This window comes from Luteimonas wenzhouensis (assembly GCF_007859305.1).
In the GTDB taxonomy this organism is placed as follows: Bacteria; Pseudomonadota; Gammaproteobacteria; order Xanthomonadales; family Xanthomonadaceae; genus Luteimonas; species Luteimonas wenzhouensis.
In genome coordinates, this window is sequence record NZ_VOHE01000002.1 from 566,826 (window position 1) to 588,115 (window position 21,290).

At 71.3% G+C, this 21,290-nt stretch carries 20 protein-coding genes; 12 read left to right on the plus strand and 8 right to left on the minus strand.

Annotated elements, in window-relative coordinates; all coding sequences use genetic code 11:
* Positions 1 to 26 precede the first annotated feature (26 nt).
* Positions 27 to 506 (plus strand): RDD family protein, encoded by a 480-nt coding sequence (locus FQY79_RS06010; RefSeq protein WP_146311679.1) that lies wholly within the window; start codon positions 27 to 29, stop codon positions 504 to 506.
* Between the two features lie 114 nt (positions 507 to 620).
* Here FQY79_RS06010 and lptG read toward each other — a convergent pair whose 3' ends face one another.
* Together lptG and lptF are read right to left on the minus strand one after the other, a co-directional pair.
* Entirely contained in the window at positions 621 to 1,727 is a 1,107-nt protein-coding gene (gene lptG / locus FQY79_RS06015; RefSeq protein ID WP_146311681.1) for an LPS export ABC transporter permease LptG, read from the minus strand.
* 13 nt (positions 1,728 to 1,740) lie between these two features.
* Positions 1,741 to 2,820, minus strand: a complete 1,080-nt coding sequence (gene lptF / locus FQY79_RS06020; RefSeq protein ID WP_146311683.1) for an LPS export ABC transporter permease LptF — start codon at positions 2,818 to 2,820, stop codon at positions 1,741 to 1,743.
* A gap of 129 nt (positions 2,821 to 2,949) precedes the next feature.
* On the opposite strand from lptF, the gene FQY79_RS06025 reads away from it, so the two are divergent.
* From FQY79_RS06025 to FQY79_RS06035, 3 genes are all read left to right on the plus strand, one after another.
* A complete protein-coding gene (locus FQY79_RS06025) occupies positions 2,950 to 4,428 on the plus strand; it encodes a leucyl aminopeptidase (RefSeq protein WP_146311685.1) in 1,479 nt (492 codons plus the stop codon).
* Positions 4,429 to 4,517: 89 nt separating this feature from the next.
* The gene (locus FQY79_RS06030) at positions 4,518 to 4,943 is read left to right on the plus strand and encodes a DNA polymerase III subunit chi (protein WP_146311687.1); all 426 of its coding nucleotides are present in this window, start codon (positions 4,518 to 4,520) and stop codon (positions 4,941 to 4,943) included.
* 84 nt (positions 4,944 to 5,027) lie between these two features.
* A complete protein-coding gene (locus FQY79_RS06035; RefSeq protein ID WP_146311689.1) occupies positions 5,028 to 7,943 on the plus strand; it encodes a valine--tRNA ligase in 2,916 nt (971 codons plus the stop codon).
* 46 nt (positions 7,944 to 7,989) lie between these two features.
* Here FQY79_RS06035 and rimI read toward each other — a convergent pair whose 3' ends face one another.
* Genes rimI through pssA form a run of 3 tightly spaced genes read right to left on the minus strand, consistent with a single transcriptional unit; the run spans position 7,990 to position 9,544 of the window.
* On the minus strand, positions 7,990 to 8,478 hold the full coding sequence (rimI, locus tag FQY79_RS06040) for a ribosomal protein S18-alanine N-acetyltransferase (protein WP_146311691.1): 489 nt from the start codon (positions 8,476 to 8,478) through the stop codon (positions 7,990 to 7,992).
* Positions 8,475 to 8,774 carry a hypothetical protein gene (locus FQY79_RS06045; RefSeq protein ID WP_246123020.1) on the minus strand — a complete coding sequence of 100 codons (300 nt, stop codon included), beginning with the start codon at positions 8,772 to 8,774 and terminating at the stop codon, positions 8,475 to 8,477. Before FQY79_RS06045 ends, rimI begins: the two co-directional genes overlap by 4 nt.
* On the minus strand, positions 8,771 to 9,544 hold the full coding sequence (gene pssA / locus FQY79_RS06050; protein WP_146311693.1) for a CDP-diacylglycerol--serine O-phosphatidyltransferase: 774 nt from the start codon (positions 9,542 to 9,544) through the stop codon (positions 8,771 to 8,773). The genes FQY79_RS06045 and pssA overlap by 4 nt, the downstream gene beginning before the upstream one ends.
* 122 nt (positions 9,545 to 9,666) lie before the next feature.
* On the opposite strand from pssA, the gene FQY79_RS06055 reads away from it, so the two are divergent.
* The 4 genes from FQY79_RS06055 (at position 9,667) to FQY79_RS06070 (ending at position 12,621) form a co-directional block, all read left to right on the plus strand.
* A complete protein-coding gene (locus FQY79_RS06055) occupies positions 9,667 to 10,050 on the plus strand; it encodes a DUF4124 domain-containing protein (RefSeq protein WP_146311695.1) in 384 nt (127 codons plus the stop codon).
* A gap of 3 nt (positions 10,051 to 10,053) precedes the next feature.
* Positions 10,054 to 10,341, plus strand: coding sequence for a DUF4124 domain-containing protein (locus tag FQY79_RS06060; protein WP_146311697.1), 288 nt, complete (start codon positions 10,054 to 10,056; stop codon positions 10,339 to 10,341).
* Between the two features lie 64 nt (positions 10,342 to 10,405).
* Positions 10,406 to 12,109 (plus strand): proline--tRNA ligase, encoded by a 1,704-nt coding sequence (locus FQY79_RS06065; protein ID WP_146311699.1) that lies wholly within the window; start codon positions 10,406 to 10,408, stop codon positions 12,107 to 12,109.
* A gap of 38 nt (positions 12,110 to 12,147) precedes the next feature.
* Entirely contained in the window at positions 12,148 to 12,621 is a 474-nt protein-coding gene (locus tag FQY79_RS06070; protein ID WP_246123021.1) for an H-NS histone family protein, read from the plus strand.
* Between the two features lie 68 nt (positions 12,622 to 12,689).
* Here the strand turns inward: FQY79_RS06070 and FQY79_RS06075 are convergent, their stop codons facing one another.
* Positions 12,690 to 13,949 carry a threonine/serine exporter family protein gene (locus FQY79_RS06075; RefSeq protein ID WP_146311701.1) on the minus strand — a complete coding sequence of 420 codons (1,260 nt, stop codon included), beginning with the start codon at positions 13,947 to 13,949 and terminating at the stop codon, positions 12,690 to 12,692.
* 88 nt (positions 13,950 to 14,037) lie between these two features.
* On the opposite strand from FQY79_RS06075, the gene FQY79_RS06080 reads away from it, so the two are divergent.
* Genes FQY79_RS06080 through FQY79_RS06095 form a run of 4 tightly spaced genes read left to right on the plus strand, consistent with a single transcriptional unit; the run spans position 14,038 to position 17,587 of the window.
* Positions 14,038 to 15,156, plus strand: a complete 1,119-nt coding sequence (locus FQY79_RS06080) for an ABC transporter permease (RefSeq protein ID WP_146311703.1) — start codon at positions 14,038 to 14,040, stop codon at positions 15,154 to 15,156.
* Positions 15,157 to 15,158: 2 nt separating this feature from the next.
* Entirely contained in the window at positions 15,159 to 15,995 is an 837-nt protein-coding gene (locus FQY79_RS06085; RefSeq protein WP_146311705.1) for an ABC transporter ATP-binding protein, read from the plus strand.
* A gap of 3 nt (positions 15,996 to 15,998) precedes the next feature.
* Positions 15,999 to 16,922 carry an MlaD family protein gene (locus FQY79_RS06090; protein WP_146311707.1) on the plus strand — a complete coding sequence of 308 codons (924 nt, stop codon included), beginning with the start codon at positions 15,999 to 16,001 and terminating at the stop codon, positions 16,920 to 16,922.
* Positions 16,923 to 16,927: 5 nt separating this feature from the next.
* Entirely contained in the window at positions 16,928 to 17,587 is a 660-nt protein-coding gene (locus FQY79_RS06095) for an ABC-type transport auxiliary lipoprotein family protein (protein ID WP_146311927.1), read from the plus strand.
* A 225-nt stretch (positions 17,588 to 17,812) separates the two neighbouring features.
* Here the strand turns inward: FQY79_RS06095 and FQY79_RS06100 are convergent, their stop codons facing one another.
* Complete coding sequence (locus tag FQY79_RS06100; RefSeq protein ID WP_146311709.1) at positions 17,813 to 20,116, minus strand: reprolysin-like metallopeptidase; 2,304 nt, start codon at positions 20,114 to 20,116, stop codon at positions 17,813 to 17,815.
* A 300-nt stretch (positions 20,117 to 20,416) separates the two neighbouring features.
* Positions 20,417 to 21,268 carry a class I SAM-dependent methyltransferase gene (locus FQY79_RS06105; RefSeq protein WP_146311711.1) on the minus strand — a complete coding sequence of 284 codons (852 nt, stop codon included), beginning with the start codon at positions 21,266 to 21,268 and terminating at the stop codon, positions 20,417 to 20,419.
* Between the last annotated feature and the right edge of the window lie 22 nt (positions 21,269 to 21,290).

The window sequence follows — 21,290 nt, forward strand, 5'->3', positions numbered from 1 at the left end:
ACGGCGCGAGCCGTTATCCTGTGGCGATGGCCACCGACCCCGCCCCGTCCACCCCCGATCGCCCGTCCGCCTACGTCGGACGCCGGCTGCTGGCGATGACCTACGACCTGCTGCCAGTGCTGGCGCTGTGGCTGCTGCTGTCGGCGGTGTTCACCGTCGCCTACACGTGGCTCGGGCACCACCATCCGCGCGAGAACATCGCGCCCTTCAGCCCGCTGCAATGGCTGCTGTGGGCCAGCTGCTGGGCGGTCACGGGGATCTACGCCACCGCCAGCTGGCGGCGCGGCGGCCAGACCCTGGGCATGCGGCCGTGGCGTCTCCGGGTGGAGGCCATGGACGGCTCGGTGCCCGGCCGCAAGGCGCTGTGGCTGCGCTACGCGGTGGCCACGGTGTCGGTGCTGGCGGCCGGGCTGGGCCTGTGGTGGGGCTGGTTCGACCGCGACCGGCTCACCTGGCACGACCGGGCGAGCGGCACGCGGGTGGTGCGGGTACCGAAGCTGCGGTGATGGTCGCGAGGCCGGTCCCCGCAAGCACACTCGCGGAACCTGCTCAAACGCCGGCCGGCACAGCGCACCGGGCGTCCGGAGCGCGCGGGGCAGTGCCTCGCGGGCGCATCCGGCTTACCCGCTCCTGCGCCTGAAGAGGAACCAGGACACGGCGAGCATCGCCAGCGGCGGAATCGAGTAGGCCAGGCGGTAGTCGAAGCCGTACACCGCAGCCAGCTTCACCACCTGGGTCTGCAGCAGCCAGAAGCCCAGCGCGAACACCACGCCGATGAACAGGCGCCGGCCCAGGCCGCCGCTGCGCAGGCTGCCGAAGGCGAACGGAATCGCCGCCAGGCACAGCGCCAGCACGTTGAGCGGATAGAACCAGTGGCCCCAGTAGTGTTCCTCGAACTCGCTGGCGTCGAGCTGGTTGCGCCGACGGTAGTCGATGCCCTGGCGCAGTTCCGCCGAACTCATGTAGCGCGGCCGCCACAGGCTGGCGTTGGCGGCCAGCGCGGCCGCGTCCAGGCTCGACTCCCAGTGCTCCTCGGGCACCCTGGACTGGGTCAGCGAGCGCTCCTCGAAGCGCGTGCGCAGCACATCGCGCAGCAGCCAGCCGCTGGGCCGGTGCTCGGCCACCCGCGCGTGCGCCACCGAAGCCAGGCGGCCGTCGGGCTCGAACTCGAACAGGCGCACGTCGTCCAGCTCCAGCCAGCTGTCGCCCGCCTCGCTGCGCTCGCGCCCGGACTGCGCGTTGAGGAAGATGTCGCCCTCGCGCGCCCACAGGCCCGAGAACTGGGCCACGATCATGTCGTTCGAACGCGCGGCCGACTTCATCATGTCGCCGCTGCGCTGCGCCCACGGGCCGAGCGTCTCGGCGTTGACCATCATCAGTCCGGTCAGCAGCAGCAGCGGCAGCGCCACCGACGCCGCCAGGCGCTTGCGCGACAGCCCCAGCGCGCGCAGCGCGGTCAGCTCGGAGCTGGCCGCCAGCTGGCCCAGGCCCATCAGCGACCCGATCACCGCCGCGGTCGGGAACATCATGTACAGGCGCCGCGGGATCGTGTGGGCGATGTAGGTGACCGCCTCGAACATGCCGTAGCGGCCCTGGCCCACGCTGCGCAGCTCGTCGACGGTGGCCAGCACCAGGTCGAGCCCGGTCAGCACCGCCCAGGTGAGCAGCACGGTGCCGATCACCACCCGGGCCACCAGGACGTCGTGCAGGCGCAGCAGCGGCCTCATCGCGACGCCCCGCTCATGACCGCCGCCGCGGGCGGCGCATGCGCCCGTCGCCGAAGTACATCCAGGCCCCGAGCGCCAGCAACGGCAGCAGCAGCCACCACAGGCCCACCGCGGTGGGCAGCTTGCCCGAGGCCAGGCCGTTGCTGCCCAGCAGCATCAGGTTCACCCCGAACACGTAGGCCAGCAGGCCCATCAGGATCCGGCCCCAGCGCGCCTGCCGCGGCGGGCTGCGCGCCAGCGGCACCGCCAGCAGCGCGAAGGCCAGCGCCAGCAGCGGCGGGGCGATGCGGAAATGCAGCTGCGCACGGGCCTCGGCGCGTCCGTCGCCCAGCAGGGCAGCGGTGGACATCAGTTCGGGGTCGGCGTCGATATCGCGCGATTCGGCATCGGGCAGCCGCACCTCGTTGCTGGCGTAGCGCATCAGCCGGAAATCCTTGCCGCCGTCGATCGGCCCTTCGACCCGGAAGCCCTCGTCCAGGGTCAGGTAGCGGGTCGTGCCTTCGACGGTGAGGGTGCCGGTGCGGGCCGAGGTAACGTCCATCCGGCCGTCCTGCTGGCGGTAGATGAAGACCCGCCCGAGCCGGGTGCCGTCGTTGGACATGGCATTGGCGTACACCACCCCGCCCCCGCCGGGCAGTTCGACGAAGCGCCCGGCCTCCAGGCCCGCGACCAGCAGGCTGCGCTGGCCGATCTCGATCATCCGTTGCGAATACTCCCGCGCCCACGGCCCCAGCCACATCGAACAGGCCGCGATCACCAGCACGAACGGCACCACCAGCATCATCAGCGGGCGCAGCATCCGCACCGGGCCGACCCCGACCGAGGTCAGCACCGGCATCTCGCTGTCCCGGTACAGCCGCCCCACCGCCATCAGCAGGCCGAGCATCAGGCCCAGGGGCAGGATCAGCGGCAGGTAGTTGAGCACCTGCAGCCCGAGCTGGGCCAGCATCATCCCCGCCGGGACCCGGCCACGGACGATGTCCCCCAGCACGTCGGCGAACACCGCGCCCAGGCTCACGACCATCAGCACCACCAGCGCCGCGAACGTGGTCTGCGCGAATTCGCGGAACAGGTAGCTGTCGAGCTTCGGCATCGGTTGGGGGCTTGGATTAGACTTAGGGCATTGCGTCCGGGCCGTGCCGGCACGGCCTCGGCGCGTCCCGGGGCCCGCAAGGCCGCGTCCGGGCGCCGATTGTACGTAAGTCCCCTCGGAATCTGATCAATGACCCTCGAATTCACCCTGAACCGTGGCCCGGCCGCGGACGTCGCGACCGACTGCATCGTGGTAGGCGCGTTCACCGGCGGCGCGCTCACCCCCGCCGCGCAGTCGCTCGACCGCGAGGGTCGCCTGGCCGCGCTCGCCGCGCGCGGCGACGTGCCCGGCGCCGCCGGCCGCACCCAGATGCTGCACGACCTGCCCGGCGTGGCCGCGCCCCGGGTGCTGGTGGTCGGACTCGGCGAGCGCGCCAAGTTCGGCGTGCCGCAGTACCTCAAGGCCGTGGCCGACGCGGTGCGCGCGCTGCGTACCGGGCCCGTGAAGAAGGCGTTGCTGACGCTGACCGAGCTGCCGGTCGAGGGCCGCGACGCGGCCTGGGCGGTGCGCCAGGCGGTGATCGCCGCCGACCATGCCGCGTACCGTTACGTCGCCACCCTCGGCGCCAAGAACAAGAAGCGCGAGGAGAGCGGCCTGTCCGCGCTCGCCGTCCAGGGCGACGACGAGCAGGCGCTGGCCCAGGGCAAGGCGATCGCCGCGGGCGTGAAATTCGCGCGCGAACTGGGCAACCTGCCGCCGAACATCTGCAACCCGGCCTACGTCGCCGGACAGGCGCGTGAATTCGCGTCGCGCACCGAGGGCGTCGAGGTCGAGGTGCTGGAAGAGGCGCAGATGGAGCAGCTGGGCATGGGCGCGCTGCTCGCGGTCGCACGCGGCTCGACCAACCGCCCGCGCCTGGTGGTGCTGAAGTGGAACGGCGGCGGCGGCGCCCGTCCCTACGTGCTGGTGGGCAAGGGCATCACCTTCGACACCGGCGGGGTCAACCTCAAGACCCAGGGCGGCATCGAGGAGATGAAGTACGACATGTGCGGCGCGGCCGGCGTGCTCGGCACCTTCGTCTCCGCGGTCGGACTCAAGCTGCCGATCAACCTGGTGGTGGTGGTGCCCGCGGTCGAGAACGCGATCGACGGCAATGCCTACCGCCCGTCCGACGTCATCACCTCGATGTCGGGCAAGACCATCGAGGTCGGCAACACCGACGCCGAGGGCCGGCTGATCTTGTGCGACGCACTGACCTATGCGGAGCGCTTCAATCCGCAGGCGCTGGTGGACGTGGCCACGCTGACCGGCGCCTGCATGGTCGCACTCGGCCGCCACGCCTCCGGACTGATGAGCAAGCACGACGACCTGGCCGACGAGCTGCTGGCCGCGGGCGAGGCCGTCTTCGACCGCGCCTGGCGCCTGCCGCTCTGGGACGAGTACCAGAGCCTGCTCGACTCCAACTTCGCCGACGTCTACAACATCGGTGGCCGCTGGGGCGGCGCGATCACCGCCGGCTGCTTCCTCTCGCGTTTCGCCGAGGGCCAGCGCTGGGCGCACCTGGACATCGCGGGCAGCGCCAACAGCGACGGCAAGATGGGCATGGCCACCGGCCGGCCGGTGGGCCTGCTCAGCCAGTGGCTGCTCGACCGCGCCGCGGCCCGCTGAGGCCGGCGGCGTGGCGGGCCGCCCGCGACCGCGCCGCCCGGCCCGGACCGAGGTGACCGACCGCCCCTGAAAGGAACCCCTGCCCCGCCATGCCGCGCGCCGACTTCTACCTGATCGCCAAGCCCCGTTTCCGCGACCAGCCCCTGCGGCTGGTCTGCGAACTGGTGCGCAAGGCCTACCGCGCCGACCTGTGGACCCTGGTGCTGGCGCGCGACACGGCCCAGGCCGAGGAACTCGACGATCTGCTCTGGGACATGGGCGAAGACGAGTACATCCCGCACCAGATCGCCGGCCGCGATGACGAGGACGACGTCACCCCGGTCCTGATCGCCGACCCGCACACCGACACGCCGATGCGGCCGCTGGTGCTCAACCTGCGCGACGCGCCGGTCGCCGGGGATTTCGAGCGGGTGCTGGAAGTGGTGCCGGCCGACGAATCCGCGCGCGGCCCGCTGCGCGAGCGCTGGAGGCATTACAAGGCCCAGGGCTTCGAACTCAACAAGTACGACATGTAGGAGCGGCTTCAGCCGCGACCCGGCGCCGCCCCCGTTTCCGGGGCCGCCGGCCCGCCGCGACGCACCGCCGATCACACGACCGCCATGACCGACCAACTCGCCCCCAGCTACGACCCCGGCAGCTTCGAATCGCGCCTCTACGCCGAATGGGAGGCGTCGGGCGTGTTCGCCCCGCGCGGCGACGGCCCGGCCTACACCATCCTGCTGCCGCCGCCGAACGTCACCGGCACCCTGCACATGGGCCACGCCTTCCAGCACACGCTGCAGGACGCGCTGGTGCGCTACCACCGCATGCGCGGCTACCGCACGCTGTGGCAGATGGGCACCGACCACGCCGGCATCGCCACCGAGATGGTGGTCAGCCGCAACCTCGCCATCGCCGGCACCGGCGAGACGCGCGATTCGCTCGGCCGCGAGGGCTTCATCGCGAAGGTCTGGGAGTGGAAGCAGCAGTCGGGCGACACCATCGAGCGCCAGATGCGGCGCCTGGGCGCCTCGGGCGACTGGTCGCGCAAGGTGTTCACCATGGACGAGGGCCCGTCGAAGGCGGTGGTCGAGGCCTTCGTGCGCCTCCACGAACAGGGCCTGATCTACCGCGGCAAGCGCCTGGTGAACTGGGACCCGGTGCTGCAGACCGCGGTCTCCGACCTCGAGGTAGTGAGCGAGGAGGAGGACGGCTTCCTGTGGTCGATCCGCTACCCGCTGGCCGATGGCCGCACGTACGAACACGTCGAGCGCGACGCCGCCGGCAACGAGGTGCTGCGCGAGACGCGCGACTACCTGGTCGTGGCCACCACCCGTCCCGAGACCATGCTCGGCGACACCGCGGTGATGGTGCACCCGGACGACCCGCGCTACGCCGCCCTGCACGGCGCCTTCGTCGAGCTGCCGCTGAGCGGCCGCCGCATCCCGCTGATCACCGACGCCTACGTGGACCGCGACTTCGGCACCGGCGTGGTCAAGGTCACCCCGGCGCACGACTTCAACGACTACGCGGTGGGCCAGCGCCACGGCCTGCCGATGATCAACATCTTCACGCCGGATGCGAAGATCATCGGGGGTGAGGGAGACAAGACATACGGCGCCGTGGCGCAGACAGCAACCGAAGCCCTCGAAGCGGGGGTCATGGACGGGACGTGGCTGCACGGGATTCCGGAGCGGTACCGCGGCCTCGACCGATACGAGGCACGCAAGGCCGTGCTCGCCGACCTCGAGGCGCTGGGCCTGCTCGCGGAGACGAAGCCGCACAGGCTGCAGGTGCCACGCGGCGACCGCAGCGGGCAGGTGATCGAGCCCTATCTCACCGACCAGTGGTTCGTGCGCATGGACCGGATGGGCCGGCGCGGGATGGAACTGGTCGAATCCGGGCAGGTGAAGTTCGTCCCGCCGAACTGGATCAACACCTACCGCCACTGGATGGAGAACATCCAGGACTGGACCATCAGCCGCCAGCTCTGGTGGGGCCACCGCATCCCGGCCTGGTACGACGACCAGGGCAACGTGTACGTCGGCCGCGACGAGGCCGACGCGCGCGCGCGCGCGGGCCTGTCTTGCGACCTGCCGCTGCGCCAGGACAGCGACGTGCTCGAGACCTGGTTCTCGTCCTCGCTGTGGCCGATCAGCACCATGGGCTGGCCGGACGAGGCGGCGATGCGCGAGCGCGGCTTCGACGCGTTCGTGCCCAGCAGCGTGCTGGTCACCGGCTTCGACATCATCTTCTTCTGGGTCGCGCGCATGGTGATGATGACCGACGCGCTGGCCGGGAAGATCCCGTTCCACGACGTCTACATCACCGGCCTGGTCCGCGACAAGGACGGGCAGAAGATGTCCAAGTCGAAGGGCAACATCCTCGACCCGCTCGACATCATCGACGGCATCAGCGCCGACGCACTGGTCACCAAGCGCACCACCGGGCTGATGAAGCCCAAGGACGCGCCGAAGATCGAAAAGGCCACGCGCAAGGAGTTCCCCGACGGCATCGCCGCGCACGGCGCCGACCCGCTGCGCTTCACCATGGCCGCGCTGGCGGGCCCGGGCCGCGACATCAAGTTCGACCTCGGCCGCGCCGAGGGCTACAAGAACTTCTGCAACAAGCTGTGGAACGCGACCCGCTTCGTGCTGATGAACACGCAGGGCTTCGACGCCGCCACGGCCCCGGCGTCGCCGGCCACCGACGCCGAGAAGTGGATCCTCGCCCGCCTCGCCGCCACCGCGGCCGAGGCCGCGGAGCACTTCGCCAGCTACCGTTTCGACCTGCTCGCGCAGGCGCTGTACGAGTTCGCCTGGAACGAGTTCTGCGACTGGTTCGTGGAACTGGCCAAGCCCGCGCTCAACGGCGACGACGCGGTCGCCGCGGCGAGCACCCGCCGCACCCTGCTGGCCGTGCTCGAGGCGCTGCTGCGCCTGCTGCATCCGCTGGTCCCGTTCGTCACCGAGGAACTGTGGCGCCACGTCGCGCCGCGCCTGGGCATCGAAGGCGCCACGATCTCGCTGCAGCGCTACCCCGAGCCGGGCGACTTCGCCGGCGACCACGCGCGCGCGGAGGCCGACGTGGAATGGCTCAAGGCGATGGTCACCGCGCTGCGCCGGATCCGCAGCGAGCTGGGCGTCTCGCCCAACCGCCAGGTGGCGCTGCTGGTCCAGGACGGTGGCGCGGACGACCACGCGCGCCTGCAGCGCTTCGCCGCGCAGCTGCGCTTCCTCGCCCGGCTCGAGCGGATCGACGCGATCGAGGGCGAGCCGCCGCCGGCCGCCGCCGGCCTGGTCGGCGAGCTCAGGCTGTTCGTGCCACTGGAAGGCCTGGTCGACCTGGAGGCCGAGCGCGCGCGCCTGGACCGCGAGATCGCGCGGGTGGCGGGCGAGAAGGAAAAAAGCCAGGCCAAGCTGGCGAAGTTCAGCGAGAAGGTGCCGGCCGCGGTGGTCGAACAGGAGCGCCAGCGCCTGGCCGACTGGACCGCACAGCACGAAGCGCTGACCGTGCAGCGCGCGCGCCTGGGCTGAACCGGCGCGCCGCCCGGGCGCCCCTCCCCGTCCACGGGGCGGGCGCTCAGGCCCAGTCGTCGAACAGCAGTTCCTTGGCCATTACGATCGCGTCCTCGCGCCCGCCATGCGCGGGGTAATAGCGCGGGCGTCGGCCGATCTCGTTGAAGCCTTCGTCCTGGTAGAGCGCGATCGCGGCCGGGTTGGACGGGCGCACCTCCAGGAACACGCGTCGCGCGCCCTGCCCGCGCGCCACGCGCTCGAGCCCGCGCAGCAACCGCCGGCCGTGGCCCTGGCCCTGGTGGCCGGGCTCGATGCACACGTTGAGCAGGTGCGCTTCGCCCGCGCCCACGCTCAGCACGCCGTAGCCGATCGGCCCCGCGTCCGATTCCAGGATCCACGCCGGATAGCCGGCGCGCAGGCAGTCGCGGAAGATGCCCTGGGTCCAGGGGAAGGGATAGGCGCGCAGCTCGATCCGCATCACCGCCTCGAGGTCCTCCTCGCGCATCGGCCGCAGCCGGGTGCGCGGCTGGCCGGCGGGCACCCCCACGCTCATCCCCGCGCCGCCCTGGCCCGCAGCGCGCGCAGCCGCGGCCACAGCGCGCGACGCGCGCGGGCGTCGCGCAGGCCGCCGGGTGGCAACAGGCTCCGGCACGTTTCCAGGGCGACGGGATCGGCCGGGTCGCGGCCGGCGGCGCGCACCAGCGCCTGCAGCAGCCGGTCCGGGCGCTCGGGCGCCGGCGTGGGCACGACGCCCGGCGATGCGGCTTCCACGCCGGGCCGGCTGGCCAGCGCCAGGACCGTGAAACCCATCGCCTCCAGGCACTCGCGCTGCAGCGGGTCGAAACTCATGCCGCCCCCGCGCGCGCCCCGTCCTGGCGACGCCAGAACCACATCACCGGGCCCGACAGCGCGTACAGCGTGGACGCTGCGAGCAGGGTCTTGGGCGGATCCACCCACAGCGCGATCAGCACCCCGACCGCGATCAGCAGCGCCACGAACGGCACCCGCTCCGCACGCGGCCCGGTGCCGCTGCCCTTGAAGCTGTTGTAGCGCAGGCGGCTGACCATCAACAGGCCGGCCACGACGGTCACCCCCAACGCCGCGTAGCGCAACTGCTCGCCGGCGTAGTCGAGTTCGTGGCAAGTCCACACGAAGCTGGCCATCAGGCCGGCCGCCGCCGGGCTGGCCAGGCCGATGAACCACCGCCGGTCGACCGTGCCCACCTGGCTGTTGAAGCGGGCCAGCCGCAGGGCCGCGCAGGCGGCGTACAGGAAGGCGGCCAGCCAGCCGATCTTGCCCAGGGTGGTCCCGTCGAGCTTCATCGACACCAGCGCCCAGTGGTACATCACCAGCGCCGGGGCCATGCCGAAGCTCACCAGGTCGGCCAGCGAGTCGTACTGCACGCCGAATTCGCTCTGGGTATTGGTCAGTCGCGCCACCCGGCCGTCGATCCCGTCCAGGATCGCGGCCACGAAGATCGCGATGCAGGCCGCGCCGTAGCGGCCCTGGGACGCGGCGATGATCGCGAAGAAGCCCGCGAACAGGCCGCCGGTGGTGAACAGGTTGGGCAGCAGGTAGATGCCGCGGCCGCGCGCTGGCGGCGGGGTCTGGGGCTCCATGCGCGCAGTGTAGCGCCGCCGCCACGGCGCCGGCAGTCACGTTTCGGCGCCCACGCGCTTGCGCCGGCGCCGCGGCGATGCTGCAATCGGCGCACGATCACGCTCCTGCAGGAGTCTTGCCGATGCCCCGCCTCCCGCTTCTGGTGCTCGTCGCAGGCCTGGTGGCCGCCCCCGCGGCCGTGTCCGGCGAGGTCTACCAGTGGAAGGACGCCAATGGCGTCACCCATTACTCGCAGACGCCGCCGCCCAGCGGCGCCTACCAGCTCCGGCAGATCACCGCGGCCGGCGCCAGCTCGGCCCAGGCCGCCGCGCCGCAGGAGGTGGAAGAGAACCCGAACTGCGCCACGGCGCGGGCGAACGTGGCCGCGCTCGGCAGCGGGCAGCCCGTGCACGAGGCCGGCGAGGACGGCCAGCCGGGCCGGGCCCTGAACGACGCCGAGCGCGCGGCCCAGCTGGAACTGGCGCAGGCCGCGGTCAAGGCCTACTGCACCTCCCCCGCGGGCTAGCCCATGCGGCTGGCGTGGGCGTTCGTGGCCGGCGCCCTGGGTGCCGGCGTGCTCGCCTGGTGGCAGGCGCGCGAACCCCAGGCCCCGGCGTCCGCGCCTGCATCCGACGCGATGCCGCCCACGGCCGCCGACCGGGGCGGCCTGGTGCTCTACCGCTGGCGCGACGAACACGGCGTAGTGCAGGTCACCGACGCGCCGCCGGAGGGACGCCCCTACACGGTGGTCGACGTGGCGGCCCTGGAGCGGCGCAACACCATCGACCCGAATCCGGCACTCGAAGCCGCGCGCTGAGCGCCGCGGCAGCCCCGCGCGGGGGCCATGGCAGAATGCGCATCCCGCTGTCCCGAGTCGAAAGATGCGCCTGTCGCAGTTCCATCTCCATACCGAAAGGGAAACCCCCGCCGAAGCCGAGGTCGCCAGCCATCGCCTGATGCTGCGGGCCGGCATGATCCGCAGGCTGGCCGCCGGGCTCTACACCTGGTCGCCGCTGGGCTTGCGCGTGCTGCGCAAGGTCGAAGCGGTGGTGCGCGAGGAAATGGACCGCGCCGGCGCGCTCGAGATGGCGATGCCGTCGGTGCAGCCGCGCGAACTGTGGGAGGAAACGGGGCGCTGGGAGAAGTTCGGCCCGCAGCTGCTCAAGATCCGCGACCGCAAGGACCACGAATACTGCTTCACGCCCACCGCCGAGGAGGCGGTGACGGACTTCTTCCGCCACGAGTTCAGCAGCTACCGGCAGCTGCCGGTCAACTTCTACCAGATCACCAACAAGTTCCGCGACGAGATCCGCCCGCGCTTCGGCGTGATGCGCGCGCGCGAGTTCGTGATGAAGGACGCCTACTCCTTCCACGTCGACGAGGACGACCTGCTGGAGAACGGCTACCGCCCGATGTACGAAGCCTACGAGCGGATCTTCACCCGCCTGGGCCTGCGTTTCCGGGCGGTCGCGGCCGACACCGGCGCGATCGGCGGCAGCGCCTCGCACGAGTTCCACGTGCTGGCCGACTCGGGCGAGGACGCGCTGGCCTTCTGCGAGTCCTCCGGCTACGCGGCCAACGTCGAACTGGCCGAAGCGCTCGCGCCGGGCGAACGCCCCGCCCCGTCGGAGTCGATGCGCAAGGTCGACACCCCGGTGCAGAAGACCTGCGAGGACGTCGCCGCGCTGCTCGGGATCCCGCTCGCGCGCACGGTCAAGTCGGTGGCGCTGATGGCCGAGGAAGGCTTCGTGCTCGCGCTGGTGCGGGGCGACCACGTGGTCAACGAGATCAAGCTGGCCAAGGTCCCCGGCATGGCCGGGTTCCGCATGGCCACCGAGGCCGAGATCCAGGCGCACCTGGGCTGCGAACCCGGCTTCCTCGGCCCGGTGGGCGTGCGCGACGACGTGCGCGTGCTGGCCGACCGCAGCGTGGCGGCGATGGCCGATTTCGTGGTCGGCGCCAACGCGCCGGGCGCGCACCTGGCGGGGGTGAACTGGGGCCGCGACCTCCCCGAACCGCACGTGGTGGCCGATATCCGCAACGTGGTCGCCGGCGACCCGTCGCCCGACGGCAAGGGCGTGCTGTCGCTGGCCCGCGGCATCGAGGTAGGCCACGTGTTCGCGCTGGGCAAGCGCTACTCCGAAGCAATGGGCTGCACCGTGCTCGACGAATCGGGCCAGCCGGTGCACCCGTCCATGGGCTGCTACGGCATCGGCGTCTCGCGCATCGTCGCCGCGGCGATCGAGCAGAACCACGACGAGGCCGGTATCCGCTGGCCGGAGGCGATGGCGCCATGGCGCGCGGTGGTGTGCGTGATCAACCCGAAGGGGAACCCGGACGTGGCCGCGGCCGCCGAGGACCTGTACCGCGCGCTCAACGAGGCCGGCCTGGACACCGCGCTGGACGACCGCGGCCTGCGGCCCGGGGCGATGTTCGCGGATATCGAACTGATCGGCATCCCGCACCGGGTGGTGGTGTCCGAACGCGGGCTGGCGGCCGGGACGTTCGAATACCGCGCGCGCGCAGCCGACGCCCCCGAGCAGCTCGATCGCGACGCGCTGTTCACGCGGCTGGCCGGACGATGAACGGCGCGCCGGGATAATCCGGGAATACCCTTGGGATAATGCCGGCCTGGCTGGTGCGCGGGCGCGCATGCGCGGCTTCCATTATCATTCGCGCCTGCAGGGATGCATTTTCCTTTTCCAGACCGGAGTCAGTTTTGATGGCAATCGATTTGACCGCACTTTCCCCCAAGGAGCTCGATACCCTCATCGCCGAGGCCAAGCGCCGCAAGACCATCTTGAAGAAGCGCAAGCCGATCGCCTCGATCCGCAAGCGGATCGTCGATTTCGCGACGGCCGAGGGCTATACCATCCAGGAACTGTTCGGTCCCGGTGCCACGGTCGGCAGGGCCACCGCCAAGGCGGCCAAGAAGACGGCCAGGAAAACCACCGCCGGGCGAAAGGTGCCGCCGAAGTACCGCAACCCGGCCAATCCGGCGGAAACCTGGACCGGCCGCGGCAAGCATCCGCGCTGGTTGGCGGCGCAGCTCGCCAAGGGCAAGAAGCTCGAGGATTTCCTGATCAAGAAGAAGTAGCCGCGGGTCGCCGGACCCGCCGGCAGCGTCCGGCGTCGTCCGGCTGCGCCAGGCTGGCGCGGCGCGCCTCAGAGGCTGCGCCGGGCCGGCAGCAGCAGGTTGCCGACCAGCAGGCCGGCGATCAGCGCCAGCAGCACGTTGAGCACGGTGATCGCCGCCTGCTGGCCCGCGACCACGTCCTGCTGCTGCACCGCCACCAGCAAGGTGCGCAGGCTGGTGCTGCCCGGGACGAGCATGATGATGCCCGGCACCCGGATCAGCGCCCCCGGCCGGTTGCGCCATTGCGCGTAGCCGTTGCCGGCCACGGTGATCACCAGCGCCGAAAGGAACACCCCGATCGGGCTGCCCAGCCATTGCCCGCCCAGGCGCGAGATCTGGTAACCGGCGATCGCCGCGGCCATCACCAGCGCGATGTCGCGCCGCCCGCTGCGGAACAGCGCGGCGAAGGCCCAGGACGCCGTCACCACCGCGCCCCACTCCACCCAGGCCGGCTGCGGCCGCAGCGCGCGCACCTGCGGCTCCAGGCCGAGCAGCTGCAGCGCGATCAGCGCGATCATCGTGCCCACCGTGAGCTTGAGCAGCGTGGCCAGCGCCCCGAACAGGCGCGCGGTGCCCGAGATCAGGTGCTGGCTGGTGAGCTCGCTGAACGCATTGGTGAGCGCCATGCCTGGCATCAGCACGATCATCGAGGCGATGACGACGGTGTTGAGGTTGAGCGGCGCCACGAAGGTGGCCACCAGCGCGGCCAACCCGCCGGCCACCACGCCGGCCAACACTTCGTCGGCTTCGCGCATCTGCGGACGGCCGCGGCTGAGGATGCCGAGCAGGCCGACCAGGGTCCCGATCACCGCGGCGGTGGCGATGTCCAGCCACGGCAGCCGCAGCAGCCCGGCCATGCTCGCTGCCGCCAACCCGAACCCCGCGACCTGCTGCAGGTGGCTGCGCCAGCCGCCATCGCGCTTGAGCGCGCGCAGGGCCGCGTGCCCTTCGACGATGTCGAGGCGACCGGCCAGCACCTCCTCCGCGATCCGGTCGGCCTCGCACAACTTGTGGAGGTTGGTCTCGCCCGGCGGCAGCCGGATCACGCGGGTGGTATGGCTGACGCCCGGCGGCTGTTGCGGATCGCTGAAGCTCAGGATCAGGCCGGTGGGGTTGCTCCACGGCTCGCAGTCGAGCCCCAGGCGCCGCGCGACCGCCTCGATGGCGCCTTCCAGGCGCTGCGCGGTGGTGCCGTAGCGGTGCAGCTGCCCGGCGAGCTCGACCACGAACTCGATGCGGGTGGCGAAGGCCGCGGCGCTGGCGGCGGTGGGCATCTGCGGTGCAGGCATGGCGACAGGATCGCATGACCCGCGCCGGCGCGGCAGCCGGGCGCCGCCGGCTGCCGTCGAAGGGGGCTTGCCTGTATCCTCGCCTGCGATGACTGCGCCCACGCCACAGCCGCCGTCCGCCACCGCCGACCCTGCCGATCCGTCGGTGCTGCGCCTGTCCGGACACTGGACGATCGGACAGGCGCACGAAATCGGGAAGGTCCTGCGCGCGGCGCCCGGCGACGCCCGTTGCGTCGACGCCGCGGCCGTGCAGCGGCTCGATTCGCTCGGCGTGCTCCAGCTGTTGCGCCACGCCGAGCGCACCGGCATGGACTACGCGGGCTTCCGCTTCCGCGACGACCACCAGGCCCTGGTGGCGGCGATCGAGGACGTGCACGGCGGCCGCCCCGCGGCCAAGCGCGAGTACGGGTTCGCCGCCGCCCTGGCGCGACTGGGCTACGCGGTGCACGACAACGCGCAGGAGATCGTGGCCCTGGTGAGCTTCCTCGGCGAGACCCTGGTCAAGCTCGGCCGCACCGTGCTGGCCCCGCAGCGTTTCCGGCTCACCTCCACCGTGCACCACATGGAGCAGGTGGGCCTGGACGCGGTGCCGTTGGTGGTCCTGCTCTCGTTCCTGGTCGGCGCGGTGATCGCGTTCCTGGGCGCGCAGATCCTGGCCGACTTCGGGGCCACGATCTTCGTGGTCGAACTGGTGTCGATCGCGTTCCTGCGCGAGTTCGGGGTGCTGTTGACCGCGATCCTGCTCGCCGGCCGCACCGCCAGCGCGTTCACCGCCCAGATCGGGGCGATGGTGAGCCGCGAGGAGATCGACGCGATCCGCACCCTGGGCCTGGACCCGGTGGACCTGCTGGTGATCCCGCGCGTGGTCGCGCTGCTGGTGATGCTGCCGCTGCTGACCTTCATCGCGATGATGTCGGGCCTGCTCGGCGGCCTGTCGGTGGGCGCCTTCAGCCTCGACATCCCGCCGCAGGCCTACCTGGCGCGGATGTACCAGGAGATGGAGCTGCGCCACTTCCTGGTCGGCATGTCCAAGGCGCCGCTGTTCGCGCTGGTGATCGGGCTGATCGGCTGCCTCGAGGGCCTGCAGGTCAAGGGCACGGCGCAGTCGGTGGGCGAACGCACCACCTCGAGCGTGGTGCAGACGATTTCGCTGGTGATCGTGTTCGACGCGCTCGCCGCGATCTGGTTCATGTACATGGACTGGTGAGCATGGCCGCCGACCCGCACCCCCAGCGGCAGGATCCGGCCCACGGCGACGACCGGCCGGCGTTGATCCGCGTGCGCGGCCTGGTCAACCGCTTCGGCCGCCAGACCGTGCACGACGGGCTCGACCTGGACGTGTACGAGGGCGAGATCATCGGCGTGGTGGGCGGCTCGGGCTCGGGCAAGTCGGTGCTGATGCGTTCGCTGATCGGGCTGCGCCGGCCGGACGCCGGCCAGATCGAGGTGCTGGGCGTGGACCCGCGCTCGGACGACCCGGCCGACCGTCTGCATCTGGAGCGCAGCACCGGAGTGCTGTTCCAGGACGGCGCCCTGTTCTCCTCGCTGACCGTGGGCGAGAACGTCGAGGTCCCGCTGAAAGAGCACCACCCCGGGCTGCCCGACTCGCTGCGCTACGAGCTCGCCCTGCTCAAGGTGCGCTTGGCCGGACTTCCGGCCGATGCGCTGGACAAGCTGCCCTCGCAGCTCTCGGGCGGCATGCGCAAGCGCGCCGCGCTGGCGCGGGCGCTGGCCCTGGACCCGCCGCTGCTGTTCCTGGACGAGCCGACCGCCGGCCTGGACCCGATCGGCGCCGCCGCCTTCGACCGCCTGATCCGGACCCTGCAGCAGGCGCTGGGCCTGACGGTGTTCCTGATCACCCACGACCTCGACACGCTCTACACGATCTGCGACCGTGTCGCCGTGCTCGCCGACCGCAAGGTGGTCGCCGCGGCCCCGCTCGAGGAGATCGAGCGCCACGACCACCCCTGGATCCGCGACTATTTCCACGGACCGCGCGGCCGCGCGGCCGCGCGCGTGGCGGCGAGCGCCACGGAGGAGTCCTGACGCATGGAAACCAAGGCCAACTACGTCCTCATCGGTGCGTTCACGATCGCGGTCACGGTGTTCCTGCTGCTGTTCGCGCTGTGGGCCGCCAAGTACTCGTCCGACCGCAGCTGGCACGACTACCGGGTGGTGTTCCGCGAACCGGTCACCGGGCTCACCGAAGGCAGCAGCGTGCAGTACAACGGCATCGCGGTCGGCACCGTCGAGCAACTGATGCTCGCGCCCGAGGACCCGCGCCAGGTCATCGCCCACCTGCGGCTGCAGGCAAGTACCCCGGTCAAGGTCGACACCCAGGCGCGGCTGTCGATGACCAGCCTCACCGGGCCGCCGATCATCCAGCTCACCGGCGGCAGCCCCGACGCGCCGCCGCTGGTGGCCGGACCGGATGGCGAACCGCCGGTGATCGAGACCGCGGCCTCGGCGCTGCAGAACATCGCCGACACCGCCAACCGCCTGGTCGAGCGCCTCGACCAGGTGCTCAGCGAGGAGAACGTCGCGCGCATCTCCGCCACGCTCGACAACATCGAGTCGATGACCGGCGCGATCGCCGGGCAGCGCGAGGACATGCGCGAGATCCTGGTCAACGCGCGTACCGCCAGCCAGCAGCTGACCGTCACCATGGCCTCGGCCAACCGCACCCTCGACACCTTCGACCGCGAACTGGCGCAGAACCTGCCGCGGCTGATGGAGAAGATCGATGGCACCCTGGACCGGCTGGATTCGGCCGCACGCGGCGCCGATACGATCCTCAACGAGAACCGCGCGGCCATCAACAGCTTCGCCAACGACGGCCTGTCGCAGCTCGGCCCCACCCTGGGCGAGCTGCGCAGCCTGATCCGCGACCTGCGCCGGATCAGCGACCGCCTCGATGCCAACCCGGCGCGCTACCTGCTCGGCCGCGATGCCCCGAAGGAGTTCGAACCGTGAGCGCAGTGCCCCCGTCCCGCCTTCCCCGCCGCGCCCGGCTGCTCGTGCCCCTGCTGCTCGCGTCGCTGGCGGGCTGCTCCTTGCTTGGCGGCGGCAACGAGCGAGAGCGATCGACGATCTACGCCCCCGACCCGCGGGTGGCGATCGACCCCTCCGCCCCGGCCGCGGACTGGCAGCTCTCGCTCAGCCCGCCGCTGGGCGCGCGCGCGATCGACAGCTTCCGGATCGCGGTGCGGCCCACGCCGAACGAGCTGCAGGTCTACCGCGGCGCCGCCTGGGCCAAGACGCCCACCGACATGCTGCAGGACGCGCTGCTGCGCGCGCTGGAGGATTCAGGCAAGCTGCCGTCGGTCGCCCGCCAGGGCGCCGGCGTCTCCTCGGACTACAAGCTGGTGATCGATCTGCGCCGCTTCGAGGCGGACTACGCCGGCGCCGCCGTGCCCGCCGCCGCCATCGAATTCAACGCCAAGCTGATCCACGGCTTCGACCAGTCGATCGTCGCCTCGCGGACGTTTCACGCCGCCCGGCGCGCCTCCGGCACCGAGGTCGCCCAAGTCGTCGACGCGTTTTCGCGCAGCCTTGAAGACGTCACCAGGGAACTGGCGCACTGGATCCTCGCTTCGGGCAACGCGCACCGCGGGGAGCGCCCACGCGGCGGCAACTGAGTCCCTCCGGGTTGCGCCGGCGCGCGGACGCGCACTGCCCACCCCCCGGAAGACCGCCACGCGCGTCCCGCATGGGACGCCCGGGCCGGCGTCGGCCCATGCCATGTCCTGGAGAACGCCTGGCCCCGGGCGTGGCCGGGGCCAGCTGCCAACCCCATGCGACGCCGCGGAAAGCAGGCTCCCCCACCAGGCTGCCGCCGGGAGGGAGCGCACGGCAGGCTGTCGTTATCGGATCGTCCAGCCCGAGGGGTGGCTGCCGACGAGCTTGGAGGTGAAATCAACCTCCTCCGCGCCAATCCACATCCACACCCTGGTGTTGTTCGTCCACACCAGGTCGCCGAACCCGTCGCCGTTGAAATCGCCGAATGCCGCGAGCTGGTAGTCGGTGACGTTGGTCGAGGCGGCCTTCTTCGTGGCCACGTTACTGTTCATCAGCCAGTACGAGAACTTCCGCTGGGCCGGCTGGTGCCACAGGAGATCCGCCCGCCCGTCGCCATCCAGGTCCACCGCTCCGCGGATCGCCCAGCCCGCGGGATGGCTCCCGATCAGCAGTGGCGTGAAGCCGGCGTTGCCGCCGCTGCGCCACAGCCAGATCCGCGAACCGTTCGACCACACCAGGTCGTCCAGCCCATCGCCGTTGAAATCGCCGATCGCGACCAACTGGTAGTTCGAGACGTCGGATGACGGGGACTGGTAGGTCGCGACGTGGCCGTTCATTAGCCAGTACGCGAACCTCCTGGTGCTGGTGTTATGCCAGAGCAGATCGTCCAGGCCGTCGCCATTGATGTCGGCGACGCCGATGGCCCGCCAGCCGTTCAACGGGTTGGTGATCTTGACGGCCTTGCCGAAGGCCGCGCCGGTGGAAGGCCACATCCACGTGCCATCCGCGCCGCTCCAGACGATGTCGGTCCGGCCGTCGCCATTCAGGTCGCCGCTGCCGACATAGGTGTAGCCGGTCACGTTCTTGGAAGGCGACTTGAAGCTCGCGGCATGCGCATTCATCAGCCAATGCGCGAACCTCGTGGTGCCCCCCAGCCAGAACAGGTCCGAGCGACCGTCGCCATTCACGTCTCGCCGAACTTTCCGGATTGGCACGACCGTGTCGCGGAACTGGGCCACGATCGGCATCGTCTGGTTCATGCTGCGGACGTTATCCGCACCGGCGCTGCCCGTGGGCCGGTTCTGGTAGCGCACCGACGGGTTGGCGAAGTGCGGAATCTCGAGCTGGCCGTCACCCAGCGGGTAGGCCATGATCGTGAAGAAGCCCGACGGCGACGTCTCGCGGTAGCCGTAGGAATAGCTGTGCGCACCGGCGCGGCCGGCCGCGTCTTCCTGGTTGTGGGCCTGCCCCATCAGGTGGCCGAACTCGTGCGCCAGCGAGAAGTCGCTGCAGAAGTAGCTGAATCCGTCCCCTTCGTCGAGGTCTTCGCCGTCGCTGATCACCGCGTAGCCGAACTCGGCATCGCGCGATGCGTCGATGCCCGACCCGTTCATGCCCAGCAGCCAGGCGATGCCGCATCCGCTCTGCTCGGGTTCCCGGTAGCGGCGCACGAAGGCCACCAGGTCGGCGCCGTACTCGTCACGCGCTTCGCGCAGCGCATTGAAGGCGCTGTTGGGCGTGATGGGCCGGCCGGCACCCGCGTCGTAGCCGGTCAGCTGCTGCAGCGCGTCCTCGTTCGTGGTGGTGTCGGCGTAGTCCACCTGCAGCGCGTACACGGCCCGCAGGCGCAGGTTCACGCCGCTGTTGGCGTAGGCCGCGTTGGCCGCGGCCACCAGGTTGGCCATGCGGGTCTGGGCCGCCGACTGGCTGCCGAGCTGCTGGACCAGGCCGGTCGAATAGCCGAGCAGCACGTCCACGACCGCGGCAGCCGCGGTCACGTTGTTCGCACTCGGGGCCGCCTTCTGCAGGTGGCGGATGCCGGCGGCGGCCAGTGCGCCATGCTCGGGCGGCAGCAGCACATCGGACCGGTCGCGGTGCGCGTCACCCGGGGGCAGTCGGGTGCGGTCGGTCGCGACCACCCAGGCCCCGGTCCGGTCGGTGCGCACCCGGAACTGCTCGTCTCCACGGGTGAACAGGCCGAAGACGGCCTTCTCGCCGAAGGTCAGGACCGCGCTGCTTCCATCGGCGTTGCGGCCGATCCAGGTCCAGTTGCCGTCGGGATGTTCCTCGTGGTTCTCGTAGCCGAGCCGGAGCGTCTCGCCATCGGGCGTGGTCAGCACCATTTCGCCGCTGGCGATGGCGTTGAGCGCGTGCTCCTCGCTCAGGGCGACCGGATGGTAGTGGTAGGCACCCGACTGGCGGCTCTTGCGTGCACCGCCGTAGGCCAGCAGCTCGCCACGATCGGGCAGCGAGGCAAAACTGGTGCTGCCCGCCGCCCGCCCGGGGAGGGCGGCCCCCGCGGCGGTGTCCGGCACGGGCGAAGCGGAGGGGTCTGCGACAGGCGCGGACGCGAAGGAGTTGGGTTCGGTGTCCGAGGTGCAGGCCGCCAGCCCGGCGATCAGCATCCATCCCAGCAGGTGTTTGCGCATGTCGCGTTCCCGAATGTGGTGAGTCGCCCCCCTGAGGCGGGCAGTGTCGCAGCATACGCGGGCCGTATGCTGGGAGAAAGTTAAATCACAGCTGAAAGCACGGCGTCACAGGGAGTTCGAGAACGCGGCCGCGGTCTTGGCCCATGCCTGGTCCAGGCCACGCCGGGGCCCGTCCGCGCAGCCCGAGCCCCGTCGGCCGCGACGTCGAACACGGCCAGGCCGGTGAGGAAACTTCCATCACGCCAGCCGGTGCGCGCATTCGACCATCCCCGGGCGCACGGCCCGCAAGCGCTGGACTGGTCAGCCGCGGCGGCGCCTGCGCGCCACCAGGATCGCGCTGGCCCCCACAGACAGGCGCCTGCCCGCGGCGATCGCGTCCAGCTCGGGCCGGAGGAGTCGTTCCAGCGTGCGCACCGCCAGTCCACGGTCGACGCCATGCTCGAATTCGGCGCGCCCGGGAGGGGTCTGCCTGCCCAGCCCCATCCGGAACGGCAGCGCACGCAGGAGCAGCTGTGGCAACAGGAGCGGCCGGAAACAGTAGCTCCAGTACTCGAGCTCGAAGAGGCCGTCCAGCAGCTTGGACATCGAATCGAAGGTGTGCCTGCGGAAGTGGCCGGCGTCGACGTCCGCCTGCGACCACAGCCAGGCGTGGGCGGGGACGCTCATGTAGACCCGGCCCCCGGGCGGCAACACTCGGGCAAGCTCCTCGACCATCGCCCGATCGTCTTCGACGTGTTCGATCACGTCGAACAGGCCCACGGCGCCGACGCTGCCGGGACTGATGCGCGCCTGGAAGAAGTCCGCGCAGACGACCCGCTCCAGCCCCCGCTGCAGGCGCGCATTGGTGGCGCCCTGCACGCCCGGCTCCAGCAGGGCGACCGGCCAGCCGTCGCGGACCAGGCGCTGGGCGACGTACCCGTTCCCCCCGCCCACGTCCAGCAGCAGGCCGTCGGGCGGATGGCGCCGCACCATCGCCGAGATGGCCTCGTTGCGGTGCCTGAACCAGAAGGATGCGTCTTCGATGTCGAAGCAGGCCCCGTGCCCGGCTTCGGGGTAGGACACGCTGGCGCCCGGGGCGTCCCCTGCCACCGGGAAGGCGATCCCATGGACGCCCTCGGCGAGGACCGGGCTGAGGTCCCGGTACCAGGTCATGCCCGTCCCCCCGCGTTCCCGG

Bases quoted from the DNA above. Each gene is read 5' to 3' on its own strand.
- FQY79_RS06060 (WP_146311697.1), top strand. From the start codon at position 10,054: ATGCGGCTGGCGTGGGCGTTCGTGGCCGGCGCCCTGGGTGCCGGCGTG.
- FQY79_RS06085 (WP_146311705.1), top strand. From the start codon at position 15,159: ATGGCCGCCGACCCGCACCCCCAGCGGCAGGATCCGGCCCACGGCGAC.
- rimI (WP_146311691.1), bottom strand. From the start codon at position 8,478: ATGAGCGTGGGGGTGCCCGCCGGCCAGCCGCGCACCCGGCTGCGGCCG.
- FQY79_RS06010 (WP_146311679.1), top strand. From the start codon at position 27: ATGGCCACCGACCCCGCCCCGTCCACCCCCGATCGCCCGTCCGCCTAC.
- FQY79_RS06030 (WP_146311687.1), top strand. From the start codon at position 4,518: ATGCCGCGCGCCGACTTCTACCTGATCGCCAAGCCCCGTTTCCGCGAC.
- lptG (WP_146311681.1), bottom strand. From the start codon at position 1,727: ATGAGGCCGCTGCTGCGCCTGCACGACGTCCTGGTGGCCCGGGTGGTG.
- FQY79_RS06075 (WP_146311701.1), bottom strand. From the start codon at position 13,949: ATGCCTGCACCGCAGATGCCCACCGCCGCCAGCGCCGCGGCCTTCGCC.
- FQY79_RS06025 (WP_146311685.1), top strand. From the start codon at position 2,950: ATGACCCTCGAATTCACCCTGAACCGTGGCCCGGCCGCGGACGTCGCG.
- FQY79_RS06090 (WP_146311707.1), top strand. From the start codon at position 15,999: ATGGAAACCAAGGCCAACTACGTCCTCATCGGTGCGTTCACGATCGCG.
- FQY79_RS06065 (WP_146311699.1), top strand. From the start codon at position 10,406: ATGCGCCTGTCGCAGTTCCATCTCCATACCGAAAGGGAAACCCCCGCC.
- FQY79_RS06080 (WP_146311703.1), top strand. From the start codon at position 14,038: ATGACTGCGCCCACGCCACAGCCGCCGTCCGCCACCGCCGACCCTGCC.
- FQY79_RS06100 (WP_146311709.1), bottom strand. From the start codon at position 20,116: ATGCGCAAACACCTGCTGGGATGGATGCTGATCGCCGGGCTGGCGGCC.
- FQY79_RS06105 (WP_146311711.1), bottom strand. From the start codon at position 21,268: ATGACCTGGTACCGGGACCTCAGCCCGGTCCTCGCCGAGGGCGTCCAT.
- FQY79_RS06045 (WP_246123020.1), bottom strand. From the start codon at position 8,774: ATGAGTTTCGACCCGCTGCAGCGCGAGTGCCTGGAGGCGATGGGTTTC.
- pssA (WP_146311693.1), bottom strand. From the start codon at position 9,544: ATGGAGCCCCAGACCCCGCCGCCAGCGCGCGGCCGCGGCATCTACCTG.
- FQY79_RS06035 (WP_146311689.1), top strand. From the start codon at position 5,028: ATGACCGACCAACTCGCCCCCAGCTACGACCCCGGCAGCTTCGAATCG.
- FQY79_RS06070 (WP_246123021.1), top strand. From the start codon at position 12,148: ATGCCGGCCTGGCTGGTGCGCGGGCGCGCATGCGCGGCTTCCATTATC.
- FQY79_RS06055 (WP_146311695.1), top strand. From the start codon at position 9,667: ATGCCCCGCCTCCCGCTTCTGGTGCTCGTCGCAGGCCTGGTGGCCGCC.
- lptF (WP_146311683.1), bottom strand. From the start codon at position 2,820: ATGCCGAAGCTCGACAGCTACCTGTTCCGCGAATTCGCGCAGACCACG.